The sequence below is a fragment of the Streptomyces sp. MGP-P1 genome (genome assembly GCF_057766565.1).
Genome location: NZ_JBYMEM010000001.1, coordinates 1,050,218 through 1,072,621, shown reverse-complemented (window position 1 = coordinate 1,072,621; position 22,404 = coordinate 1,050,218). Strand labels below are relative to the sequence as shown.

General features: G+C 72.4%; 17 protein-coding genes. 11 read left to right on the top strand and 6 right to left on the bottom strand.

Translation table 11 applies throughout. The features are described from left to right. Positions 1-27 precede the first annotated feature (27 nt). Entirely contained in the window at positions 28-1,809 is a 1,782-nt protein-coding gene (locus AC3CH1_RS04820) for a 3-hydroxyacyl-CoA dehydrogenase family protein (protein WP_488461708.1), read from the bottom strand. A gap of 357 nt (positions 1,810-2,166) precedes the next feature. Here AC3CH1_RS04820 and AC3CH1_RS04815 point away from each other — a divergent pair, with 357 nt between their 5' ends. Next, a complete protein-coding gene (locus AC3CH1_RS04815; protein WP_488461707.1) occupies positions 2,167-2,739 on the top strand; it encodes an adenylosuccinate lyase in 573 nt (190 codons plus the stop codon). Between the two features lie 19 nt (positions 2,740-2,758). Here the strand turns inward: AC3CH1_RS04815 and AC3CH1_RS04810 are convergent, their stop codons facing one another. Both AC3CH1_RS04810 and AC3CH1_RS04805 read right to left on the bottom strand, forming a co-directional pair. Continuing rightward, on the bottom strand, positions 2,759-4,345 hold the full coding sequence (locus AC3CH1_RS04810) for an alpha/beta hydrolase (RefSeq protein WP_488461706.1): 1,587 nt from the start codon (positions 4,343-4,345) through the stop codon (positions 2,759-2,761). Between the two features lie 155 nt (positions 4,346-4,500). After that, positions 4,501-5,538, bottom strand: a complete 1,038-nt coding sequence (locus AC3CH1_RS04805) for an Rv2578c family radical SAM protein (RefSeq protein ID WP_488461705.1) — start codon at positions 5,536-5,538, stop codon at positions 4,501-4,503. 138 nt (positions 5,539-5,676) lie between these two features. On the opposite strand from AC3CH1_RS04805, the gene AC3CH1_RS04800 reads away from it, so the two are divergent. The 3 genes from AC3CH1_RS04800 (at position 5,677) to AC3CH1_RS04790 (ending at position 9,315) form a co-directional block, all read left to right on the top strand. Further along, the gene (locus AC3CH1_RS04800) at positions 5,677-6,069 is read left to right on the top strand and encodes a VOC family protein (protein WP_488461704.1); all 393 of its coding nucleotides are present in this window, start codon (positions 5,677-5,679) and stop codon (positions 6,067-6,069) included. Between the two features lie 87 nt (positions 6,070-6,156). Further along, the gene (locus tag AC3CH1_RS04795; RefSeq protein ID WP_488461703.1) at positions 6,157-6,600 is read left to right on the top strand and encodes an SRPBCC family protein; all 444 of its coding nucleotides are present in this window, start codon (positions 6,157-6,159) and stop codon (positions 6,598-6,600) included. Positions 6,601-6,846: 246 nt separating this feature from the next. Further along, on the top strand, positions 6,847-9,315 hold the full coding sequence (locus tag AC3CH1_RS04790; protein WP_488461702.1) for an MFS transporter: 2,469 nt from the start codon (positions 6,847-6,849) through the stop codon (positions 9,313-9,315). An 83-nt stretch (positions 9,316-9,398) separates the two neighbouring features. Here the strand turns inward: AC3CH1_RS04790 and AC3CH1_RS04785 are convergent, their stop codons facing one another. After that, positions 9,399-10,325, bottom strand: a complete 927-nt coding sequence (locus tag AC3CH1_RS04785) for a LysR family transcriptional regulator (RefSeq protein ID WP_488461701.1) — start codon at positions 10,323-10,325, stop codon at positions 9,399-9,401. A gap of 127 nt (positions 10,326-10,452) precedes the next feature. On the opposite strand from AC3CH1_RS04785, the gene AC3CH1_RS04780 reads away from it, so the two are divergent. After that, the gene (locus AC3CH1_RS04780) at positions 10,453-11,457 is read left to right on the top strand and encodes an aldo/keto reductase (RefSeq protein WP_488461700.1); all 1,005 of its coding nucleotides are present in this window, start codon (positions 10,453-10,455) and stop codon (positions 11,455-11,457) included. Positions 11,458-11,463: 6 nt separating this feature from the next. Here the strand turns inward: AC3CH1_RS04780 and AC3CH1_RS04775 are convergent, their stop codons facing one another. Both AC3CH1_RS04775 and AC3CH1_RS04770 read right to left on the bottom strand, forming a co-directional pair. Next, positions 11,464-13,167 carry a purine-cytosine permease family protein gene (locus AC3CH1_RS04775; RefSeq protein WP_488461699.1) on the bottom strand — a complete coding sequence of 568 codons (1,704 nt, stop codon included), beginning with the start codon at positions 13,165-13,167 and terminating at the stop codon, positions 11,464-11,466. 106 nt (positions 13,168-13,273) lie between these two features. After that, the gene (locus AC3CH1_RS04770) at positions 13,274-14,662 is read right to left on the bottom strand and encodes a PP2C family protein-serine/threonine phosphatase (protein ID WP_488461698.1); all 1,389 of its coding nucleotides are present in this window, start codon (positions 14,660-14,662) and stop codon (positions 13,274-13,276) included. Positions 14,663-14,851: 189 nt separating this feature from the next. Here AC3CH1_RS04770 and AC3CH1_RS04765 point away from each other — a divergent pair, with 189 nt between their 5' ends. The 6 genes from AC3CH1_RS04765 to AC3CH1_RS04740 all read left to right on the top strand — a co-directional run bounded on the left by AC3CH1_RS04765 (position 14,852) and on the right by AC3CH1_RS04740 (position 22,399). After that, complete coding sequence (locus AC3CH1_RS04765) at positions 14,852-15,685, top strand: M55 family metallopeptidase (protein WP_488461697.1); 834 nt, start codon at positions 14,852-14,854, stop codon at positions 15,683-15,685. Further along, a complete protein-coding gene (locus AC3CH1_RS04760) occupies positions 15,678-17,021 on the top strand; it encodes a M20/M25/M40 family metallo-hydrolase (protein WP_488461696.1) in 1,344 nt (447 codons plus the stop codon). Before AC3CH1_RS04765 ends, AC3CH1_RS04760 begins: the two co-directional genes overlap by 8 nt. Before the next feature lie 42 nt (positions 17,022-17,063). After that, entirely contained in the window at positions 17,064-19,079 is a 2,016-nt protein-coding gene (locus tag AC3CH1_RS04755; protein WP_488461695.1) for a S9 family peptidase, read from the top strand. A 23-nt stretch (positions 19,080-19,102) separates the two neighbouring features. After that, positions 19,103-20,038: a S66 peptidase family protein gene (locus AC3CH1_RS04750; protein WP_488462147.1), complete on the top strand. Its 936-nt coding sequence runs from the start codon at positions 19,103-19,105 to the stop codon at positions 20,036-20,038. Between the two features lie 220 nt (positions 20,039-20,258). Continuing rightward, entirely contained in the window at positions 20,259-22,016 is a 1,758-nt protein-coding gene (locus tag AC3CH1_RS04745) for a CocE/NonD family hydrolase (RefSeq protein WP_488462146.1), read from the top strand. Positions 22,017-22,159: 143 nt separating this feature from the next. After that, positions 22,160-22,399 carry a LapA family protein gene (locus AC3CH1_RS04740; RefSeq protein WP_018955215.1) on the top strand — a complete coding sequence of 80 codons (240 nt, stop codon included), beginning with the start codon at positions 22,160-22,162 and terminating at the stop codon, positions 22,397-22,399. Positions 22,400-22,404: the final 5 nt, after the last annotated feature.

Here is a 22,404-nt window from a genome sequence, read left to right as displayed (position 1 = left end):
AGCAGCCCGCCCCATCCGGCTCCCGGGTCAGCGACGGGCATATTCGCGGAAGCCGCGCCCCGTCTTGCGGCCGAGGCACCCCGCGGCGACCAGGTGCTCCAGCAGAGGGGCGGGGGCCAGGCCCGGGTCGCGGAACTCCTTGTGCAGCACCTTCTCGATGGCCAGCGAGACGTCCAGGCCGACCACGTCGAGCAGTTCGAACGGACCCATCGGGTAGCCGCCGCCCAGCTTCATCGCCGCGTCGATGTCGTCCAGCGTGGCGTAGTGCTGCTCGACCATCTTGATCGCGTTGTTGAGGTACGGGAACAGCAGCGCGTTCACGATGAAACCGGCCCGGTCCCCGCAGTCCACCGGGTGCTTGCGGATCTTCGCGCACACGGCCCGGACCGTGGCGTGCACGTCGTCGGCGGTCAGGACGGTGCGGACCACCTCGACCAGCTTCATCGCGGGCGCCGGGTTGAAGAAGTGCATCCCGATCACGTCCTCGGGGCGGGCGGTCGCCCGGGCGATGGCGACGACCGGCAGCGAGGAGGTGGTGGTGGCCAGCACCGCGCCCGGCCGGCAGACCTTGTCCAGCGCGGCGAACAGCTGCCGCTTGATCTCCAGGTCCTCGGCGACGGCCTCGACGGCGAGGTCGACCTCGGCGAACGCGTCCAGCGAACCGGCGGCCGTGATCCGCGCCAGCGTCTCGTCCCGGGCCTCGGCGGTGAGCCGCCCCTTGGCCACCGAACGCTCCAGCGACTTCGCGACGCGGCCCCTGGCGGCGTCGGCCTTCTCCTGGGACCTGGCGGCCAGCACCACGTCGTATCCGGCCTTCGCGAAGACCTCCGCGATCCCGGAGGCCATCGTCCCGGAGCCCGCGACGCCGACGGACGCCACATCGCGCCCGGCTCCGCGGACGGCGTCCGCCGCCGGGGTCAACGCGTCGGGCACCACGTCCTGACCGCCCGGGGCGTCGTAGGTGTAGAAGCCGCGCCCGGCCTTGCGGCCGGTCAGGCCCGCGCTGCCGAGCTGGCCGAGGACGGGCGCCGGGGCGTGCAACCGGTCGTGGGACTCGGCGTACATGGCCTCCAGGACGGTGCGGGCGGTGTCGATGCCGATCAGGTCCAGCAGGGCGAGGGGCCCCATCGGCAGCCCGCAGCCCAGCTTCATCGCGGCGTCGATGTCCTCGCGGGAGGCGTAGTTCGCCTCGTACATCGCGGCGGCCTGGTTGAGGTAGCCGAAGAGCAGCCCGTCCGCGACGAACCCGGGCCGGTCGCCGACCGCGACGGGCTCCTTGCCCAGCTCCCGGGCGAGCGCGGTGACGGCCTCGACGGCGGGCGGCGCGGTCAGCACCGAGGAGACCACCTCGACCAGCTTCATCGCGGGCGCCGGGTTGAAGAAGTGCAGGCCGAGGACGCGCTCGGGGTGCTGGGACTCGGCGGCCAGCCGGGTCACCGACAGGGCGTTGGTGCCGGTGGCGAGGATCGCGGTGGGGGAGACGATCGCGTCGAGCTCCCGGAACACCTGCTGCTTGATCTCGTACGTCTCGGGCACCACCTCGATGACCAGTTCGGCATCGGCGGCGGTGCGCAGATCGTCGGACGTACGGAACCGGGCCAGCGCGTCGGTCCGCTCCTGCTCGGTGATCCGGCCACGGCGCACGGCCCGCGCGGTGGACGCTTCGAGGGAGGCGACGGCCCCCAGGGCGGCCGCCTCGCTGACGTCGATGCCGATGACCTCGCGGCCCGCCAGGGCCAGGACCTCGGCGATGCCGGTGCCCATGGTGCCGAGGCCGACGACGGCGATGGTGGAGAGAGAGGTGTCCATGAGGGGACTCCAGGGTGAGTGACGACTGGGGGAGCACGGAACGCGCGGCGATGAGGGAGCGGCGCGTGGCGTACGGAAGCTGCGTGTCGTGGAGCACGGGGCCGTCGCGTGGTGAGCGCGCCCGGCCGTGGGGTGACGGACCCTGTCCCGGGGTCACGTCGCACGGAGAAGCCGAACCGACTAGCTCTCCGGATGGCTGCGTCACCAGGCCACCGGAGCCTGCGGGGAGTGTGTCCCGCTCAGATGAGAGTAACTGGCGAGTAACGAGCGCGCCACCCCTGGATCCTTGTGCGCTGGACCACACGAACTCCCCGGTGCCGACCCGCACGGAACGTGTCCGTCGATACGCTGAGCGTCATGGATGAGGAGTTCCGTTCACTCATGGACCGGCTGGAACCCGAGGCGGCCGGATCGCCGCAGTACGCCCGGCTCGTCGCCGCCGAGGACCCCGAGGAGCTGGCCCGGGTCCTCGTGGAGCCGCACCGCCCCCTCTGGGCCCGCGAGATGGCCGCCTTCCGGCTCGGCTGCGCGGGCGACCGGCGGGCCTTCGAGGCGCTGGTGCTCCTGCTCAACCACCGCGACCCCGAACGCTGCGTCTCCGCCGCCCACGCCCTGGCCAGGCTGGGCGACCCCCGCACCCCGAGAGCGGCCGCCGCTCTGGCCACCAACGCCCTGCGCACCGCCTACGCCCTGCACCCGGTGCGCCTGCTGACCGACCTGCGGGCCCCCGAATCGGTCCCCGCCCTGGTCTCCACCCTCCGGCGCCTGCTGGCCCCCGGCGATCCGCACTGGCGCGTCGCCCTCGCCTGCGTCGAGGGCCTCGGCCGCCTCGCCGACGAACAGGCCCGCCCGGTCCTCACGGCGGCCCTGCCGCACCCGCGCCTGGGCACGGCCGCGGCGGCGGCGCTCCGGCGGTTGCCGGGGGAGTGAGCGGGCGGGCCCGTACCGCTCAGCGGCGGAAGCCCAGCAGGCCGTGCAGTCGGCTGCCGTCGCTGTTGTCCACCGACTGGGCCGCCGCCTTCTCGGCCGGCAGCGGCTTCGGGTCCGGGAGGGCGGCGCAGACCGCGTCCGCCTCGCCCCGGCCGCGCGGGACGGTGCCGTCGGTGAGGTACGCCGCCAGGTGCTCGTCCAGGCAGTCGTTGCCGCTCAGCGTGATGCCGTGGTTGCCGCCGCCCTCCTCCACCACGAGGCTGGAGCCCCTGAGTTTGCGGTGCATGCTGACCGCACCGCCGTACGGGGTCGCCGCGTCGTCCGTGGCCTGGAGGATGAGCGCCGGGGGCAGCTGACGGTTGTTCACCTGGACCGGCTCCAGCGGCGCCACCGGCCAGCTCGCGCACGGCGCGTTGTACCAGGTGTTGTTCCAGGTCATGAAGGGCGCCTTCTTGTGGATCCGGCGGCTGTCGTTGCGCCAGGTGCTCCAGTGCTCGGGCCAGCCGGCGTCGCGGCACTGGACGGCCGTGTAGACCGAGTAGCCGTTTTCGCCGCTCGCGTCGACCGCGCCGAAGTTCTCGTACACCTCGACCAGCGCCTCGGCGTCCCGCCTCTTCGCGTACGCGGCGAACGCCTCGGCGAGGTAGGGCCAGTAGCCGTTGTAGTAGCCGCCGGGGAGGAAGGTGTCCTCCAGCTCGCTCGCGCCCACCGTGCCGCCCGCCGGTTCCCGCGCCACGTCCGCCCGCATCCGGTACCAGGCGGCCTCGACCTCGGCCGGGTCGCCGCCCAGGCCGTACGCGGCGTCGTTCTTCGCGACCCAGGCGGCGAAAGCCTTGTGGCGGTCGTCGAACGCGTGGTTCTGGCCGAGGTTGCCCTCGTACCAGACGTCGTCCGGGTCGACGACCGAGTCCAGGGCCAGACGGCGCACCCGCTCCGGGTACAGCTTGGCGTAGACCGCGCCGAGGTAGGTGCCGTAGGAGTAGCCGAAGTAGTTGATCTGCCGGGAGCCGAGAGCCCGGCGGATCACGTCGAGGTCCTTGGCGGCGCTGACCGTGTCCATGTACGGCAGCACGTCGCCGTGCTTGTCGCCGCAGGCCCGCGCGAAGGACTGCGCCCGGTCGCGGTTGATCCGCTCCGAGCGGGCGGAGTCCGGCACCGTGCCGGGGCGCACCGGATCGAAGTGCCCCGGCAGGCAGTTCAGCGCCGGGGTGCTCCTGCCGACCCCGCGCGGGTCAAAACCGATCACGTCGTACTGGGCCGCGACCTTCTTCGGCAGCGAGGACGCCACGAACCCGGCCATCGACAGGCCGCTGCCGCCGGGGCCGCCCGGGTTGACCAGCAGGGGGCCCTGGAAGGTCTTCGCGGTGTGCGGGACGCGGGACAGGGCGAGCGTGATCTGACGGCCCGACGGGCGTCGGTGGTCCAGCGGGGCTCTGACCTTCGCGCACTGGAGCGTCGGATAGCTATCGGTCGGACAGTCCGTCCACTTAGGTCGCGGGGCGGGCGGCGTGCTCGCCGCGGTGGCGGCGGCCGGCGCGGGCGCGGCGGTCAGCAGACCGGCGACGGTCGCGCCGACGGCGACCAGAATTCCTGCACGTTTCGTCATGGGGCCTCCCGGGGTGACGGGACGCGGCGCCGGATCACCGGTCCCCGCCGCATGCTCCCCGAATACCCCTGCGGAAGGGCCCGTTCCGCGCGGAGTCGCCCCGTACGGTCACGCCATCGGCCCTGCGGGCGGTCGCCCGGGCTCCCCCTCGGACCTCACAGCAGGGTCAGCTGGGTGGGGCCCGGTTCCGGTGCGTCGGCCGGCGCCGGAGCCGGGCCGATCCGCCGGGCCTCGCCCCGGTGGGCCGGGCCGATCCCGAACTCGTCCGCCAGCTCGTGCACCTGACGCGTGATCCGGCGCTGGTACCAGGTGGGGGCGTACGCCCCGTCCGCGTACATCCGCTCGTAGCGCTCCACCAGCTGCGGATGGTGCTGCCCCAGCCAGTGCAGGTACCACTCGCGCGCGCCGGGGCGCAGATGCAGCACCAGCGGTGTCACCGAGGCCGCCCCCGCGTCCGCGATGGCGGCGACGGTGGCGCGCAGCTGCTCCGGGCGGTCGCCCAGGAAGGGGATGACCGGGGCCATCAGGACCGAGCAGCCGATCCCCGCGTGGGTGAGCGCGCGCACCACGTCCAGCCGGCGTTCGGGGGAGGGGGTGCCCGGTTCGACCGTCCGCCACAACTCCCGGTCGGTGAAGCCCACCGAGACCGACACACCTACCTCGGCGACCTCCGCGGCCTGCCGCAGCAGCTCCAGGTCCCGCAGGATCAGCGTGCCCTTGGTGAGGATCGAGAAGGGGTTCGCCCGGTCGCGCAGGGCGGCGATGACGCCCGGCATGAGTCGGTATCTACCCTCCGCCCGCTGGTAGCAGTCGACGTTCGTGCCCATGGCGACGTGCTCCCCCCGCCAGTGCCGGGAGGCCAGCTCCCGCTGGAGCAGTTCGGCGGCGTTGACCTTGACGACGATCTGGGAGTCGAAGCCGATGCCGGTGTCCAGGTCCAGATAGCTGTGGGTCTTGCGGGCGAAGCAGTACACACAGGCGTGCGTACAGCCCCGGTAGGGGTTCACCGTCCATTCGAACGGCATCCGCGAGGCGCCGGGCACCCGGTTCAGGATCGAACGGGCCCGGATCTCGTGGAAGGTGATGCCCCGGAACTCTGGGGTGTCGAACGTGCGCGTGGTCACCGCGTCCGCGGCGAAGAGCGCGCTGTTCCCGGCCGTCGGGTTCTTCTCGACCAGATTGTCCCAGCGCATGGACGCCTCCTCGGTAGCACTCACCGCAGAATAGAACATTTGTTCCCTTGATCGTGCGAGGCGCCGCCCGCGGCGCCCCACGGCTACCGTTCGCCCCTGGCAGACCCGCTGTATCCGACCGACCGGGAGGTCCCGACCATGGCCAGTAAGTTCACCGAGCTCGCGATCGACTGCGCGGATCCCGTCGGCCTCGCCCGGTTCTGGTGCTCGGTCCTCGACTACGAGGTACGGGACGGGGACGCGGAGGAAGGCGTCGTCACCATCGGCCCGCCCGCGACGCGTGGGGGAGCGGACCGACCCGGTCCCGTACCGCCGGCGCTGACCTTCGCACGGGTGCCCGAGGGCAAGAGCGCCAAGAACCGGCTCCACATCGACGTCAGTCCCAGCGACCGGGAACAGGACGACGAGGTCCGCCGGCTGATCGGCCTGGGCGCCCACCGCGCCGACGTCGGCCAGGGTGACGCGAGCTGGGTCGTGCTCGCCGACCCGGAGGGCAACGAGTTCTGCGTCCTCGGGGACCGCCGCCCCTGAACCCGGACGGCCCCGATTTTGAGCGGCTGCGCCCGAGGTGGTTGGCTCAGCTCACCCACCGAACAACCGACTGCTGGAGGAACAGCCATGGCGCAGGTCGAGGCCACGACGGAGCGGATCATCGCGGCGGACGCAGACGCGGTGTTCGACGCGCTGGCCGACTACAAGGACGTCCGCGGGAAGGTGCTGACCGGGCACTTCAGCGAGTACGAGGTCCGGGAGGGCGGCGACGGCGAGGGCAGCCTCGTGCACTGGAAGCTCCAGGCGACCAGCAAGCGCGTCCGCGACTGCCTGCTGGAGGTCAGCGAGCCGACCGACGGGCAGCTCGTCGAGAAGGACCGCAACTCCTCCATGGTCACCACGTGGACCGTCACCCCGGCCGGTGAGGGAAAGTCCAAGGCCGTCGTGACCTCGGTCTGGGACGGCGCGGGCGGCATCGGCGGGTTCTTCGAGCGGACCTTCGCACCCAAGGGCCTCGGCCGGATCTACGACGAACTGCTCCAGAACCTCGCCACCGAGGTCGAGAAGTAGGACCGACGAGCAGGGAGCGTCCCGACTCCCCTCGCCGCACCGGAGGCCGGGCGAGGTCCGGCCTCCGCGGGACGTTCGGCCTCACCGGAACGGGTGGTCTTCCGGTGAGGCCGGTTGTGCGCCGTAGCACCTCCCACCGGCGCATAAGCCCTTCGTGCGCGCCGCGTACGCCCCTCGCCACGTTTGCCCCGCCTCACCGCGCGATGCGAGAAATGGGCGGCGCAGGTGCGACGAGGGGAGCGTTACGTGGTGGGTGGTATCACGCTGGTGAAGGACGAGCCGGACGGCCCGGGACCGGGCGGCCCGACGCCGCGGGACGGCGCGGCGGCCACGGTCGAGCTGCCCGCCGCACCGCCCCCGCCGCCCCCTCCGGCGGGGCCCGGCCCGGACGCGGCGGAGATCAGCCCCCGCAAGGTCCGCATGGTCTTCCTCGGGCTGATGCTCACCCTGCTGCTCGCGGCGCTCGACCAGATGATCGTCGCCACCGCCCTGCCGAGAATCGTCGGTGAGCTGCACGGCCTGGAAAAGATGTCCTGGGCCGTCACCGCCTACCTCCTCGCCTCCACCATCGTCCTGCCGCTCTACGGCAAGCTCGGCGACCTCTTCGGCCGCAAGGGCGTCTTCCAGTTCGCCATCGTGGTCTTCATCATCGGCTCCGCCCTCGCGGGCTGGTCGCGCACCATGGACGAGCTGATCGCCTTCCGCGCCCTCCAGGGCATCGGCGGCGGAGGTCTCATGATCGGCGTCCAGGCGATCATCGCCGACATCGTCCCGGCCCGGGAACGCGGCCGCTACATGGGCCTCATCGGCGCGGTGTTCGGTCTCGCCTCGGTCGCCGGCCCGCTGCTGGGCGGGTTCTTCACCGACCACGTCTCCTGGCGCTGGTGCTTCTACATCAACATCCCCTTCGGCCTGGTCACCCTGGCCGTCATCGCCGTCGTCCTCAAACTGCCCAAACCCGCCGTCCGGCCCCGGCTCGACGTCCTGGGCGCGGTGCTCCTGGCCGTAGCCTCCACCTGTCTGGTGCTGGTCACCAGCTGGGGCGGCACCGAGTACGCCTGGGGCTCGCGCACCATCCTGGGGCTCGCGGTCGGCGCGGTCGTCACGACGGTGCTCTTCGTCGCCGCCGAACACCGGGCCGCAGAACCGATCATTCCGCTGCGGCTGTTCCGCGACTCCGTCTTCAACGTCACCGGTCTGGTCGGCGCGGTCGTCGGCGTCGCGCTGTTCGGGGCGGCGAGCTACCTCCCGACCTACCTCCAGATGGTCGACGGGGTCAGCGCCACCGAGTCCGGGCTGCTGATGCTCCCGATGATGATGGGCATCGTGGGGGGTTCCATCGTCTCCGGCCAGCTCATCACCCGCACCGGCCGCTACCGGATCTACCCGATCGTCGGCAGCGCCGTCTCGGTGGTCGGCATGGGGCTGCTGTCCCTGCTGGAGGCGGACACCTCCCCCCTGGCGTACAGCTTCTACCAGGCCGTCCTCGGCACCGGCATCGGACTGGTCATGTCCGTCCTCGTGCTCGCCGTGCAGAACTCCGTACGCCCCTCGGACCTCGGCACCGCGACCAGTGCCAACAACTACTTCCGGCAGATCGGCGGCAGCGTCGGGGCGGCGATCTTCGGCACGCTGTTCGCCGGGCGGCTCTCCGACGCGCTCGGGGTGCGCCTGCCCGCCGGTGCGGAGCTGCCCGACCCCGAGTCGATCACCCCGCAGATCGTCCACGCGATGGAGCCGGCGCTGCGCGACGCCTACATCCAGGCGTACGTCGACGCGATGCCGCGCATCTTCCTGTACCTCGTGCCGGTGCTCGTGCTCGGCCTGATCCTCGCCTTCTTCCTCAAGGAGAAACCGCTGGTGTCCCACCACAGCCCCGAAGCCGCCGCCGAGGCCATGACCTCCCCGATTCCCGCCGCCCGCGCCGACTCGGGCCGGCCCGCCTCCGGCTACCTCTCCGGCATCCCGGTCCACGGGGGCGTCCAGCACCCCGACGGCACCACCGTCCCCCGCGCCGCCCTCACCCTCATCGACGTCCAGGGGCGGCAGATCGGACGCGGGGCCAGCGGCGAGGACGGGCGGTACGCGCTGAGCGTCCCCGGCGCCGGCTCCTACGTCCTGATCGCCGCCGCGGGCGGACACCAGCCGCAGGCCGTCAGCGTCACCGTGGGCGAGCGTCCCGTCGAGCTGGACGTGGTGCTCGGCGGCGCCGGACGCCTCGCCGGATCCGTCCTCACCCCCGACGGGGCCCCCGTACGGGACGCCGCCGTCACCCTGACCGACGTACGCGGCGAGGTCGTCGCCTCCACCCGCAGCGGTCACGAGGGCGGCTACGTCATCGGCGAACTGGTCGCCGGCGAGTACACCCTGGCCGCCAGCGCCCCCGCCTTCCGCCCGGCCGCCCTCCCGGTCAGCGTGCAGGCCGCCCGGGAGACCCGGCAGGACATCGAGCTGGCGGGCGGGGCCGTCCTGCGCGGCGTCGTCCGGGCCACCGGCGGACGCCCCGTCGAGGACGCCCGGGTCACCCTGCTCGACGCGGCGGGCAACGTGGTGGACACCCTCACCACCGGACCCGACGGGTCGTTCCGGTTCGTCGACCTGTCGTCCGGCGAGTACACCGTGATCGCCGCCGGATACCCCCCGGTCGCCACCGTCCTCCAGGTCGCGGGCGGCGGCCGCACCGAACGCGATCTCCAACTCGGCCACGAGGACTGAGCCGTACGGGAGTGAGCCGTACGGGACCGAGACGTACGGGAACGGGAAGGGCCCCCGCAGCCGGTCCGGTGCGGCTTCGGGACTCAGCTCGGCGTCGGCCCCGCGGGAGCCGGCCCCGGCTCCCGCAGCGGGTCCTCCCGCACCAGCCGCAGCAGCGCCCGGGCCCCCGGGCTCAGGCTCCGCGCCGCCGGAAGCACCACCACGCTCTCGTACACCGGCCGGAGGGCGCCCGTCAGCTCCACGGCGACCAGCCGGGCCGCCTCCGGCTTGCGGGAGAAGTGGTGCGGCACCACCGCGATCCCCAGCCCCTCCTGCACCAGCTCCAGCAGGCTGTGCACGTCGTTGACCTCCAGACCCACCGTCCGGCGCACCCCCGCCGCCGCGAACGCCTCGTCGGCGGCCCGCCGGGGACCCCAGTCCGGATGGAAGTCGATGAACGACGACCCCGGCAGCTCCTCCCACCCCACCTCCGGCCGTCCGGCGAACGCGTGCCCCGCCGCACACAGCAGCACCATCGGCTCCCGGGCCAGCGGCACCAGCTCCCCGCGCCACTCCGCCGGGCTCACCGTCGCGGCGAACGCCAGGTCGAGGCGCCCGCCGGCCACGCCCTCCAGCAGGCTGCTGGTGCCCTCCTGCCGCAGCCTCAGCTCCAGCTGCGGATGTTCCCGGTGGAACGCCGCCAGCAGCCGCGCCGGGCTCACCCCCGCCACGCACTGCTCGACCCCGACCGTCAGCGTCCCGCGCAGCAGCCCCCGTACGGCGTCGACCGCGTCCCGCGCCGCCCGCGCGCCCGCCAGTGTGCGCTCCGCCTCCACCAGGAGCGCCCGCCCGGCCTCGGTGAGCCGGACCGTGCGCGTGGTGCGGCTGAACAAGGGGGTCCGCAACTCCTGCTCCAGCGCCCGTACGGAGGCGGAGAGCCCGGACTGCGACACGGCGAGCCGCTCGGCCGCGCGGGTGAAGTGCTGCTCCTCGGCGACGGCGACGAAATGCTCCAGCTGACGCAGTTCCATGATTGAGCAATCTAGGCGATGAATGCGAGCAGAATCTCCTGTTGGACTGCTGGATCCATCTGCGGAAGCCTGGGCCGGGTGCGCGCCGGTCCCGGCGCGCCACCCCCGTACCCCTCGCGGAGTCCGTATGTACCTCCCGTCCGCCGACCGCTACTCCGCCATGCCCTACCGGCGCACCGGACGCAGCGGTCTGAAGCTGCCCGCGCTCTCCCTCGGCCTCTGGCACAACTTCGGAGGCGACCGGACGCCCGAGACGCAGGGCGCCATCCTGCGCCGCGCCTTCGACCTCGGCGTCACCCACTTCGACCTGGCCAACAACTACGGCCCGCCGCCCGGCTCCGCCGAACTCACCCTGGGCCGGGCCCTGGCGACCGACTTCGCCCATCTGCGCGACGAGATCGTCATCTCCACCAAGGCCGGCTACCACATGTGGGACGGGCCGTACGGGGAGTGGGGGTCGCGCAAGTACCTGCGCTCCTCGCTCGACCAGAGCCTCGAGCGCCTCGGTGTCGAGTACGTCGACATCTTCTACTCCCACCGGCCGGACCCCGAGACCCCGCTCGAAGAGACCATGGGCGCGCTCGACTCCGCCGTACGGCAGGGGAAGGCGCTGTACGTCGGGCTGTCCAACTACTCCGCCGCGCAGACCCGTGAGGCCGCCGCCATCCTCAAGGACCTCGGCACCCCGCTCCTCATCCACCAGCCCCGCTACTCGATGCTCGACCGCCGGATCGAGGACGACGGGCTGCCGGACGTCCTGGACGAGCTGGGCGCCGGGTCCATCGCCTACTCGCCGCTGGAGCAGGGCATCCTGACCGACCGCTATCTGAACGGCATTCCGGCCGGGTCCCGGGCGGCGGGCGCCAGCCCCTTCCTGTCCGCCGACGCCGTCACCCCGCAGCTGGTGGAGCGGCTGCGCGCGCTGGACGCGCTGGCGAAGGAGCGCGGTCAGTCGCTCGCGCAGCTGGCCCTGGCCTGGGTGTTGCGCGGCGGCCGGCTCACCTCCGCCGTCGTCGGCGCGAGCAGCGTCGCCCAGCTGGAGAACAGCGTCGAGGCCGTCCGGAACCTGGACTTCACCGAGGACGAGCTGTCCCGGATCGAGGAGCTGCTGCGGGACGCGAAGACGGCCTGACGCCGGTCAGGCGCGCGAGGGCGGTACGGCCGGGGAGGGCTGTACCGCCGGCGAGGCCGGCAGGACGTGCTCGCCGGCCTTGTCCGTGCTCAGGCACAGCGAGCAGACCATGGCCTCGTGCGCCGGGCAGGCCGCCAGGTCGGGCCGCTCGTACGACTGGCGGCAGACGTGGCAGTCGTAGGTGACCGCGCTCGGATTGCCCTCGGCGTCCAGCAGCGGCGCCGGGATGCCGTCGTCGCTCCGGCGCAGGTAGTACCTGCCCCGGGTGACGACCGCCATGACCGGGGTGAGGACGAAGGCGATCACGACGGCGGCGACCGGGGAGTACGGCTGGAGCGTGTCCCCGAAGGCGTGGAAGTACATCGCGATGGACAGCCCGGAGGCGGCGAGGAACGCGGTCACGCCGACCGGGTTGACCGCGTAGAGCATGCCCCGGCGGAACTCGGGCGCGTGCGGGGACAGCTTCAGCAGGTACTTGTTGATCCCGATGTCGGTGGCGACGGTGACCACCCAGGCGATGGCGCAGTTCGAGTAGAAGCCCAGGACGCCGTTGAGGAAGCTGAACATGTCGGCCTCCATCAGCACCAGCGCGAACGCCAGGTTGACCAGGACGAAGACCATGCGGCCCGGGTAGTGCTTGGTGACGCGGGTGAAGGAGTTCGTCCACGCCAGCGAACCGGAGTACGCGTTCGTCACGTTGATCTTGATCTGGCTGATGACGACCAGGATCACGGCCAGCGGGACCACCAGCCAGGACGGCATCATCGCGTCGAACGCCCCGCGGAACTGCTGGATCGGCTCGGTCGCCGCGGCCGGTCCCACCTCGGAGAGGATGTAGACGGCGAGAAAGACGCCGATGGCCTGCTTGAGCGCGCCGAGCACCACCCAGCCGGGACCGGCCATGACCACCGCCGTCCACCAACTACGCCTGTTCGCGCCGGTCTTCGGTGGCATGAAGCGCAGGTAGTCGATCTGTTCACCGATCTGCGCGATGAGGGAGAGGCAGACGCCAGCCCCCAGGAGCACGGACGCGGTGTTGACCCCGCCCTCGCCGTCCGTGCCCGCGTAGGCGAGGAAGCTGTCGACGGTGCCCGGTTCGGTGGCGACCAGATAGACCAGCGGGCCGACCATCAGCAGCAGCCAGATCGGGGTGGTCCACACCTGGAGCTTGCTGAGCGCCTTCATGCCGTAGACGACGAGCGGGATGACCATGAGCGTGGAGACGGCGTAGCCCAGCCACAGCGGCAGCCCGAAGCCGAGCTTGAGGCCCTGGGCCATGATCGCGCCCTCGAGGGCGAAGAAGATGACGGTGAAGCTGGCGAAGATGACGCCGGTGAGGACCGAGCCGTAGTAGCCGAAGCCGGAGCCCCGGGTGATCAGGTCCAGGTCGATGTTGTAGCGGGCGGCGTAGTAGGCGAGCGGGAAGCCGGTGACGAAGATGAGGGCCGCGGCGACGGTGATCGCGACCAGCGCGTTGCCGGTGCCGTGGGCCATCGCGATGCCGGCGCCGATGGAGAAGTCGGCCATGTACGCGATGCCGCCCAGCGCGGTGGTCGCCACGACCATCGGGGTCCAGCGCCGGTAACTGCGCGGCGCGAAGCGGAGGGTGTAGTCCTCCAGGGTCTCCCGCACCGCCTGACCGGTGTCCGGTGCGGCGGGCGGTGCGGGGTCCGGTGGGGCCGGTTCGGCGAGCTGTATGCGGGTGTCCATGGCGGGCGACGCTAGGCAGCCGCCGTTACCCTCGCGTACGGCCGGTGTGACGGGGGGGTTTCGGCGCGCTCACGCGGCACCAGCGGTCGGCCAAGGTCCCGGCTGCTCAGGTGGTGGCCACGGTGGGCCCGGCGTGCGGGGGTGCCGTTCTGACCGCGATCAGGGCGACGTCGTCCGAACCGCCTCCGGCCATCCCTTCCAGGATCTCGTCGCAGAACGTCGTGAGCGGCTCGCGGGCCAGGGCCGCCGCGTGCTGCCGCAGGCGCGCCAGACCCCGGCCCAGGTCCTCCTCGCGCCGCTCGACGAGGCCGTCCGTGTAGAGCAGCACGGTCGAGTTGGGCGGCAGCGTGTCGGTCGTGGCGGGGCGATGGACCTCGGGCTCCACCCCGAGCATGAGGCTGCGGCCACCGGTGAGGAAGCGGGTCTCCCCGTCGTGCGTCACGAGCAAGGGGGCGGGATGACCCGCGACCGCGTAGTGCAGCAGCCACGGCTCGTCCGCGCTCAGCCGTTCGACCAGCGCGTAGATGCAGGTCAGCGTCTGATGGGGATAGAGGATGTGATGGGCCGCGTCCAGCCGGGCGAGGATCTTGCCGGGCGGTTCCTTGCGGTCGCAGGCGATGCCGCGCAGCATGTTGCGGGTCTGGCTCATCATGACCGCGGCCCGCAGGTCGTGCCCCGCGATGTCACCGATGATCAGTGTCATCGCCCCGTCCGGCAGCACGAAGGCGTCGTACCAGTCGCCGCCGACGCGCGCGGTGGTGCTCGCGGGCTGGTAGCGGGCGGCCACTTCGAGCGGCCCGTCCGTGGGCAGCTCGGGCAGCAGGGAGCGCTGCAACCGCTCGGCCGTGTGCTGGGCCTCGGCGTGCAGGCGCGCGTTGTCGACAGCCAGCGCCACGCGGTGGGCGAGGTCCTCGACGAGGGAGAGGGTGTCCTCGGTCAGCCGGACTTCCCGGCGGGTACGGGCCAGCGTCAGCACGCCGAGCACCTGTCGCCGGGCCCTCAGCGGGGCGACGACCGCCGTATCGGCCGCGAGCCGCTCGAAAAGCTGCTTCTCCCGGAGGCACAGCGGGTCGTCCCCGTCCTTCGGCGGGGGAAAGTCCGTGAGGAGTACGGGACCCACACCGAGCAGCGCTCGGGCGACCGAGGCGGCCGACCCCTCGGCCGGAGGCAGCAGCCCCTCGTCCAGGCCCGGGGACGTCACATCGGCGTCCCGGTGCTCGACGACGACCCTGCGCAGCCGTCCGTGGTCGTCCAGGAGGTCGACCGCGCACCAGTCGGCGAGGCCGGGGACGAGCGTGCGGCAGAGTCGACGGAGCCCCTGGTCCACTTCGAGCGTGCTGGAAAGGGCCTCCGCCGCGTTGATGAGCAGCGTGAGCCGGTCCAGGGCGTGCTGGACCTCCTCGTCGACCTCGAAGCGGTCCGAGCGGTCCGTGTCCCGTTCCGTGCCGGACCCGTGGTGAGGCGGGGCACCCGCGTCGTCCTGCTGCGCGCACATACTGGTTCCTCGCCTTTCTGGCCTTTCCTGCACGTGACGCCGGGGACGTGAGTCGTCGGGCCCCTTCCAGTCTTCAGCACGCGGGGGCTACGGGCATGCGGGGCACCGGCGGGACCTTCGGCGGGCTGGACCTCTGACGGGCCGCCCCTCCCTGGCCCGCGCCGCTCGGGGCGCGTACGGTGTGGCGGCATGAAGATCCTCATCAGCGCGGACATGGAAGGCGCCACCGGAGTGACCTGGCCGGCCGACGTGCTGCCGGGGACGCCGCAGTGGGAGCGCTGCCGATCGATGTTCACCTCCGACGTGAACGCGGCCGCGCTCGGCTTCTACGACGGCGGCGCCGACGAGGTCCTGGTCAACGAAGCCCACTGGTCGATGCGCAACCTGCTGCTGGAGCACATGGACGAACGCGTCCAGATGCTCACCGGGAAGCACAAGTCGCTGTCCATGGTCGAGGGCATCCAGCACGGCGACGTGGACGCGGTGGCCTTCGTCGGCTACCACACCGGAGCCGGCACGGAGGGCGTCCTCGCCCACACCTACCTCGCCAACTCCATCACCGGCGTCTGGATCAACGACGTCCGCGCGAGCGAGGGGCTGCTCAACGCGCAGGTCGCCGCCGAGTACGGCGTGCCCGTCGTCCTCGTCACCGGCGACGACCTGACCTGCGTGGACGCCGAGGGATACGCACCCGACGCCCGGAAGGTCGCCGTCAAGGACTACGTCTCCCGTTACGCCGCGGTGTGCCGCACCCCCGCCCGTACCGCCGCCGACATCAGGGCGGCGGCGAAAACGGCCACCGAGCTCGCGGGGCGGCGGGATCCCGTCACCGGGAAGACGTTCACCATCGAGCTGGAGTTCGACGCCGAACATCTGGCGGCCGCCGCGACCGTGGTCCCCGGGGTGGGGGCGAGCGGTGAGAGGCGGGTCGCGTACACCAGCGCGACGATGTACGAAGGAATTCGCACGTTCAAGGCGGTGACGACGATCGTGTCGGCCGCTGTGGAGGAACAGTATGGCTGAGGCCCCCGACCTGCTCGGACCCGTGGACCGGCAGGCGCTCGACGAGGTGGTGACGTTCACCTCCGAACTCATCCGCATCGACACCACCAACCGGGGCGGCGGCGACTGCCGGGAGCGGCCGGCCGCCGAGTACGTCGCGGAACGGCTCTCCGGCGCCGGGATCGAGCCGACGCTGCTGGAGCGGACCCCCGGCCGGACCAACGTGGTCGCCCGGATTCCCGGCACCGACCCGTCGGCCGACGCGCTGCTCGTCCACGGCCACCTCGACGTGGTGCCCGCCGAGCCCGCCGACTGGAGCGTGCACCCCTTCTCCGGCGAGGTGAGCGACGGGGTCGTGTGGGGGAGGGGCGCCGTCGACATGAAGAACATGGACGCGATGGTCCTCTCCGTCGTACGGGGCTGGGCCCGCGAGGGCTTCCGCCCCCGGCGCGACATCGTCATCGCGTACACCGCCGACGAGGAGGACAGCGCCGCCGACGGCTCCGGCTTCCTCACCGATCAGCATCCGGAGCTGTTCGAGGGCTGCACGGAGGGCATCAGCGAGTCGGGGGCGTTCACCTTCCACGCGGGCCACGGTCTCTCGCTGTACCCGATCGCCGCGGGCGAGCGCGGCACCGGCTGGCTGAAGCTGACCGCCGAGGGCCGGGCCGGACACGGCTCCAAGGTCAACCGGGAGAACGCGGTGAGCACCCTGGCCGCCGCCGTCGCCCGGATCGGCGAGCACGAGTGGCCCATCCGCCTCACCCCGACCGTCCGCGCCGCGATCATCGAGATCGCCGCCCTGCACGGCATCACCGCCGATCTGGACGACCCCGGCTTCGACGTCGCCCAACTCCTCGGCAAGCTCGGACCGGCCGCGTCCCTGGTCGAGAACACCGTCCGCAACAGCAGCAACCCGACGATGCTGGACGCCGGTTACAAGGTCAACGTCATCCCCGGCCATGCCGCCGCCTTCGTCGACGGGCGCATGGTCCCCGGCGGCGACGACGAGTTCCACGCGACCCTGGACCGGCTCACCGGCCCGTCGGTCTCCTGGGAGTTCTACCACCGCGAGACGGCCCTTCAGGCCCCGGTGGACTCCCCGACGTACGCCAAGCTTCGCGCCGCCGTCGAGCGGTTCGACCCGGACGCGCACACCGTCCCGTACTGCATGTCGGGCGGCACCGACGCCAAGCAGTTCTCCCGCCTCGGCATCACCGGCTACGGCTTCACCCCGCTGAAGCTGCCCGTCGGCTTCGACTACCAGCGGCTCTTCCACGGCGTCGACGAGCGCGTCCCCGTCGACGCCCTCCACTTCGGCGTCCGCGTGCTCGACCACTACCTGCGCACCGCCTGACCGCCTGCCGACCCGATCCGCGCCCCGGGGGGACCGTCCTACGTGAACACCGTGCCAGCAGCCCCGTACGGAACCTGGCCGTCGCCGGTCGACGCGGCACTCGCCGCCTCGCACGACGGCCGCCCCGACCACCTCGGCACCATCGGGGACGAGGTGTGGTGGACCGAGCCGCGCCCCGCCGAGGACGGTCGGCGCGCCCTGATGCGCCGCCGCGCCGACGGCACCACCGCCCCCGCGCTGCCCGCCCCCTGGAACACCCGCAGCCGGGTGATCGAGTACGGCGGACAGCCCTGGGCGGGCACCGTGCGCGAGGACGGCGAACTCCTCGTGGTGTTCGTCCACTTCACCGACCAGCGGCTGTACGCCTACGCCCCGGACGGGCCCGACGAGCCGTGGCCGCTCACCCCCGTCTCCGACGTCGGCGGCGGGCTGCGCTGGGTGGACCCGCAGGTCCGCCCGGAGCACGGGGCGGCGGGCGAGGTCTGGTGCGTGCTGGAGGAGTTCACCGGCCCCGCCCCCACCGACGTACGGCGTGTCGTCGCCGCCGTGCCGCTCGACGGCTCGGCGGCCGGCGACCGGGCGGCGGTCCGTGAACTCTCCGACGACCGACACCGGTTCGTCACCGGCCCCAAGGTCTCCCACGACGGACGCCGGGCGGCCTGGATCGCCTGGGACCACCCCCGGATGCCGTGGGACGGCACGGTGGTCATGCTGGCGGACATCGACGACGCGGGCGGGTTCAACGGCGTACGGCCCCTCGTCGGCGACCACGACGAATCGGTCTGCCAGGTGGAGTGGGACCGCGACGGCAGCCTCCTGTTCGTCTCCGACCTCGCCGACTGGTGGGAGCTCCAGCGCATCCGCCCCGACGCGCCTCCCGGCGGCGCGGTCCCCAGCAGCCGCCTCCTGCCGCCCCGGGGCGAGGAGTTCGGCGGACCCCTCTGGAAGATCGGGCTGCGCTGGTTCCATCCGCTGGACAACGGACTCATCGCCGTCCTGCACGGCAGGGGCGGCATGCGGCTCGGCATCCTCGACCCGGAGACCGGTGAACTCGCCGACGTGCCGGGCCCCTGGACCGCCTGGGCCGACACGCTCGCCGTCCACGGCAGCCGGGTCGTCGGCGTCGCGGCGAGTCCCCGCGGCGGCCCCGAGATCGTCGAGCTGGACACCGCGACCGGGCACACCCGCGTCATCGGCGCACCCCACCGGGACGCGGTCGACCCCGCGTACTACCCGGTGCCCGAGGACCGCACCTTCACCGGCCCCGACGGCCGCGAGATCCACGCCCACATCTACCCGCCCCGCAGCCCCGACCGCACCGGCCCCGAGGGCGAGAAACCCCCGTACGTCGTCTGGGCGCACGGCGGGCCCACCGGCCACGCCCCGCTCGTCCTCGACCTGGAGATCGCCTACTTCACCTCGCGCGGCATCGGGGTGGCCGAGGTCAACTACGGCGGCTCGACCGGCTACGGCCGCGCCTACCGCGAACTCCTGCGCGGCCAGTGGGGCGTGGTCGACGTGGCCGACTGCGCGGCCGTCGCCTCGGCCCTCGTCGAGGAGGGCGCCGCCCACCCGGACAAGCTCGCCGTCCGGGGCGGCAGCGCGGGCGGCTGGACCACCGCCGCATCGCTGACCAGCACCGACCTCTACGCCTGCGGGACGATCCTCTACCCGGTCCTGGATCTCGAAGGGTGGGCCACCGACGGGACCCACGACTTCGAGTCGCAGTACCTGGAATCCCTCGTCGGCCCGTTCGCCGAGGTGCCCGAGCGTTACCGGGAACGCTCGCCGCTCCACCGCGCCGACCGGCTGAACACCCCCTTCCTGCTGCTCCAGGGCCTGGACGACGTGATCTGCCCGCCCGCTCAGAGCGAGCGGTTCCTCGCCGCCCTCGCCGGCCGGGGCGTCGCCCACGCCTACATCGCCTTCGAGGGGGAGGGCCACGGCTTCCGGCGCGTGGAGACCCTGGTCCGCGCGCTGGAGGCCGAACTCTCCCTCTACGCGCAGACGTTCGGTATCGACCGCCCCGACGTGCCGCCCCTGGAGCTGACCACGTGACCCGTGCGGCCCACGGCCCGGCGATGCCCCTCGCCCGGCCTCCCCGGCTGCGCCGCGGCTCCCGGGTCGCCGTCGTCGCGCCCAGCGGCCCCGTCCCCGCCGACCGGCTGGAGGAGGGCATCGCCGTCCTGCGCGACTGGGGACTCGAACCCGTCGTCGGCACCCATGTCCGCACCACGCACCCGGAGCTGGACTACCTCGCCGGGTCGGACGCGGGTCGTGCGGAGGACCTCGAACAGGCGTGGTGCGACCCCACCGTGGAGGCCGTGCTCTGCGCCCGGGGAGGGTACGGCGCCCACCGGATGGTCGACCTCGTCGACTGGGCGGCGGTCCGGGCCGCCGGGCCCAAGGTGTTCGTCGGCTACAGCGACATCACGGTGCTGCACGAGGCGTTCGCCCTGCGCGCCGGGTTCGCGACCCTGCACGGGCCGATGATCGCCACCGAGACGTTCCTCCAGGACGCGGCGACCCGCGAGCACCTGCGCGCCACGCTCTTCGCCCCGGAGACCGTCACCACCCTCGGCCTGGAGTCGGCCGGGGCCCTGGTCCCCGGCCGGGCGCGGGGCGTCCTGTACGGCGGTTGCGTCAGCCTGCTCGCCGCCGGAGCCGGCACCCCGGGCGGCCGGGCCCACGCCCGGGGCGGACTGCTGGTGATCGAGGACACCGGGGAGGAGCCCTACCGGCTGGACGGCATCCTCACACGGCTCCTGCGGTCCGGAGCCCTCGACGGAGTCGCCGGGGTGGTGTGCGGCTCCTGGCAGGAGTGCGGCCCGTACGAGAAGATCCGCGCCGTCCTCGCCGACCGGCTCGGTCCGCTGGGCATACCCGTGGTCGAGGAGCTGGGATTTGGTCATGGTCCCACCGCGCTGACGATCCCCCTGGGCGTTCTGGCGGTGCTCGACGCCCCGGCGGACGGCGGTCGCTGCACGCTGACGGTCGAGACCCCCGCCCTGCGCTGAACCTCCTCGGCCCCTCCGCCGCCGTCCGCGCCCGCGCCGCCGTCCGCGCGGGCGCGAGGATGTGCGTGTCCTCCCGCGGAACGTGAACATCCGTCAAGAACCGCTGACCGATACGTTGACACGGCCATGAGCTGTGTCACGGCATGAGCGCGGCCCAATACTTACCGGCCGGTAAGGTGTCCTCGGTGTGGAGGTCTTCGTGTCAGGTGCTGTTTCCAGAGTGCGCGGCCCGCTCGTGGCGGTCGCCGGGGCGGCCCTCGTCGCCCCCCTCGTCCTCGCCGGCCCGGTCCACGCCGAGGCCGGCCCGTACACCGTCACCCCGCTGGAGTTCACCGTGGAGGCGGGCGACCGCACCTGCACGGTGGACGCCGACCTCTACCGGCCCGCCGGGGCCGACGCGGACAGTCCCGCCCCCGCGGTCCTCGCCACCAACGGCTTCGGCGGCAGCAAGTCGGACGGCTCCACCGACACCATCGGGAAGGCCTTCGCCGAGCGCGGCTACGTCGGGCTCGTCTACTCGGGCCTCGGCTTCGGCGAGTCCGGCTGCCTGATCACCCTCGACGACCCCGCCATCGACGGAAAGGCGGCGAGCGAACTCCTGGACTTCCTCGGGGGAGTCCGGGCGGCCGACGACGGAACCGAGGCCGACTTCGTCACCAGGGACGCCGACGGCGACCCGCGGGTCGGGATGATCGGCGGCTCCTACGGCGGCGCGATCCAGCTGGCGACCGCGGCGGTCGACCCCCGGGTCGACGCCCTCGTCCCGCTGATCACCTGGAACGACCTCGGCTACGCACTGGCCCCCAACAACACCGGGGCGCGCACCGGCGTCACCTCCGACACCCCCGGCGTCTTCAAGTGGCAGTGGACCAACGGCTTCTACCTGATCGGCGAGGGCCAGCCGCTCCTCAACCCGAGCCTGGACCCCTCCCGCGTCAACCGGCTGGACTGCCTGCACTTCGCCACCCGCGCCTGCGAGACCATCCGGCTGCTCAACTCCGGCCGCTACCCCGCCGACCGCACCGCTCGGATGCTCGCCTACGCGCGCAGCGTCTCGCCCGTCTCCTACCTCGACCGGGTCAAGGCCCCCACGCTCATCGTCCAGGGCCAGGCCGACAGCCTCTTCAACCTCAACGAGGCTACCGCCAGCTACCGGACGCTCAAGGCGCAGGGCACCGAGACCAAGATGATCTGGCAGTCCTGGGGACACAGTGGCGGTCAGGCCCCCGGCGAACTCGACCTGAGCCAGGGCAATCTGGAGACCAGCCACGTCGGCCGGCGGGTACTGGCCTGGTTCGACCGCTACCTCCACCAGAAGACGGACACCGACACCGGTCCCGCCTTCTCCTACTACCGCGACTGGCGGAGCGGCTACGGCACCGCCGACGGCGTCCCCGCCCTCTCCCGGTCCCTGTATCTCTCCGGCGACGGCAAACTCGTCGACAACCGCTCCAAGGTCGCGCGCGGCAGCCGTCAGTACACCAACTGGCTCGTGCCGACGAGCCACTCCGAGAGCTCCATCGCCCCGCTGATCGGACTGCCCGATCCGAAGCCGTACGACACCAAGGGCACCTACCTCGGCTGGCGCGGCGAACCGCTCACCGAGCCCCTCGACGTCGTCGGCTCGCCGCGGGCCACCCTGAAGGTTCTCTCGCCGAAGGCGGAACAGGTCCAGAACAGCGGTGACGCCTCCGACAAGCTCGTCCTGTTCGCCAAGGTCTACGACGTCGCGCCCGACGGCAGCCGTACGCTGGTGAACCGGCTCGTCTCCCCGGTCCGGGTCCCCGACGTCACCCGGCCCTTCACGGTGGAACTGCCCGGCATCGTCCACCGGTACGAGAAGGGGCACCGCCTGGAGTTCGTGATCGCCGCCAGCGACACCGCCTACTTCGGCAACCGGGGCGTCAAGCCCGTCACCGTCGTCCACGCCCCCGAGGACACCGGCGTACTGGAACTCCCGGTGGTCCCGGCCGGCTGACGCCCGCCCGCCACCTCGTTCACCCGAACGGCCGTACAGCACCGCCCCCCGAACCCGACAGCCGGACATGCTGGGACCCCGGGGGGCGGTCGCGTGCACGACGGGCGGGCCGGAAGGCGAGAAGCGAGCGGAAGGGCCGGAACATGAGCCCCAAGGACGTATCGAGCGGCAGCGGGCGCGGCACGGGGTGGCTCACTCCGGGGCGCATCGTGGTCGCCGTGGTGGTCGTGCTCGTCATCGTGTTCATTTGCGTGAACACGAACGACGTCACCATCCGGGTGCTGATCCCCGAGGTGACGATGCCCCTCTGGTTCGCGCTGCTGGCCATGTTCCTGATCGGCCTCGGCTGCGGCGGCTACCTCTTCCGCCGCAAGGGCAAGTGACAGCG